Genomic DNA, 1,355 nt, shown 5'->3' with positions numbered 1-1,355 from the left:
CCCAGGTTTCGGCATCGAGGCAGTCACCGACGGCACCACCTGGCGCCTCGGCCGCCGCGGATGGGCCGGATGGAAGGCGCGTATCGGCGGCGAGGGCCGATATGGCGGCCTTGGCGGCACCGTGCTTTCGAAGAACGGAACAATCGTCGCCTCTTTCGCCTTCGAGGACGCGGCGCGCCCGGACGCAGCGGCGGCAACCGGGCAACTGAAGGCCGCCGGCATATCCGTCGAGATGCTGTCCGGCGATACGGCCAATGCCTGCGCCGAAGTGGCCGGGAGCTTGGGGATTGAGAACGTCGTGCCCGCGCTTCTACCGGCCGGCAAGGTCGAGCGTATCGAGACGCTGGCCAGGAGCGGCCACAAGGTGCTGATGGTGGGCGACGGGCTCAACGACACGCCGGCGCTCGGTGCCGCGCATGTCTCGATGGCGCCCGCCACCGCCGCCGATGTCGGTCGCAATGCCGCCGACTTCGTGTTCCTGCGGGAAAGCCTCCTGGCAGTCCCTCTCGCCCTTGATGTCTCACGCAACGCGGGCCGGCTGATCCGCCAGAACATTGCGATCGCGATCGTCTACAACGCCTTTGCGGTGCCGATTGCCATAATGGGGCTGGTCACTCCACTCATCGCGGCAATCGCGATGTCCGCCTCCTCGCTGCTGGTGATCGGAAACGCCCTGCGCCTGCAAGGCTTCAAGAGAGCCGCATCGGCCGGAGGCGCGCCGAGTGACCGGCGCGCAAGGCTTGGCGCCTCGGCTCAACTACAATGACAACGCTGGTCTACCTCATCCCGGTTGCACTCTTTCTCGGCGGGCTCGGACTGGCCGGTTTTCTATGGGCACTGAGAAGCGGCCAGTATGAGGATCTCGATGGCGCGGCCGAGCGCATTTTGATCGACCGCGATGAACGGTTGAAGTGAACTCGCCCCCTGGATTCTGACGCAGATCAATGACGCGACCGGCCAGGCATAGGACAAAGGCCCGTGCCAAGACCAGGAGACAAGGATGCTGGCGCAGACGATAATGACAACACCCGTCGTCACGATCGACTCGGCCGCCTCGATCGCTGCCGCGGTCGAGCTGATGCTGTCGAAGAAGATAAGCTGCCTGCCGGTCCTCGGTACTGACGGAACGCTGGCGGGCATCATCAGCGAAGGCGATTTCCTGCGTCGAGGCGAGCTCGGCACGCAGCGCACCCGCGCACACTGGCTGGAATTCTTACTCGGCCCCGGCAAGATCGCCGACGACTATGTCCGGGCAAACGGCCGTCGGGTCGACGAGGTGATGACAGCGAACGTCGTCTCGGCGTCGCCGGGCGCTTCGCTTGCCGAAGTCGTCGAGCTGATGACCCGCCACGATA

3 protein-coding genes are annotated in these 1,355 nt (G+C 65.3%); all 3 read left to right on the top strand.

Going from position 1 to position 1,355, the window contains the following annotated elements; all coding sequences use genetic code 11:
- The coding region (locus EOA75_RS32850) for an HAD-IC family P-type ATPase (protein WP_127326137.1) at window positions 1–766 on the top strand (766 nt) is incomplete at its 5' end.
- Entirely contained in the window at window positions 763–915 is a 153-nt protein-coding gene (gene ccoS, locus EOA75_RS32845) for a cbb3-type cytochrome oxidase assembly protein CcoS (protein ID WP_127326136.1), read from the top strand. The genes EOA75_RS32850 and ccoS, both read left to right, overlap by 4 nt.
- Window positions 916–1,000: 85 nt before the next feature.
- Window positions 1,001–1,355: CBS domain-containing protein (locus tag EOA75_RS32840; RefSeq protein ID WP_127326135.1), on the top strand; the 355-nt coding region annotated here is incomplete at its 3' end.

The organism is Mesorhizobium sp. M1A.F.Ca.IN.022.07.1.1 (genome assembly GCF_003997575.1).
Classification (GTDB): Bacteria; Pseudomonadota; Alphaproteobacteria; order Rhizobiales; family Rhizobiaceae; genus Mesorhizobium.
The sequence above is the reverse complement of the archived record's forward strand: the minus strand, read 5'-3'. Positions and strand labels throughout refer to the sequence as shown.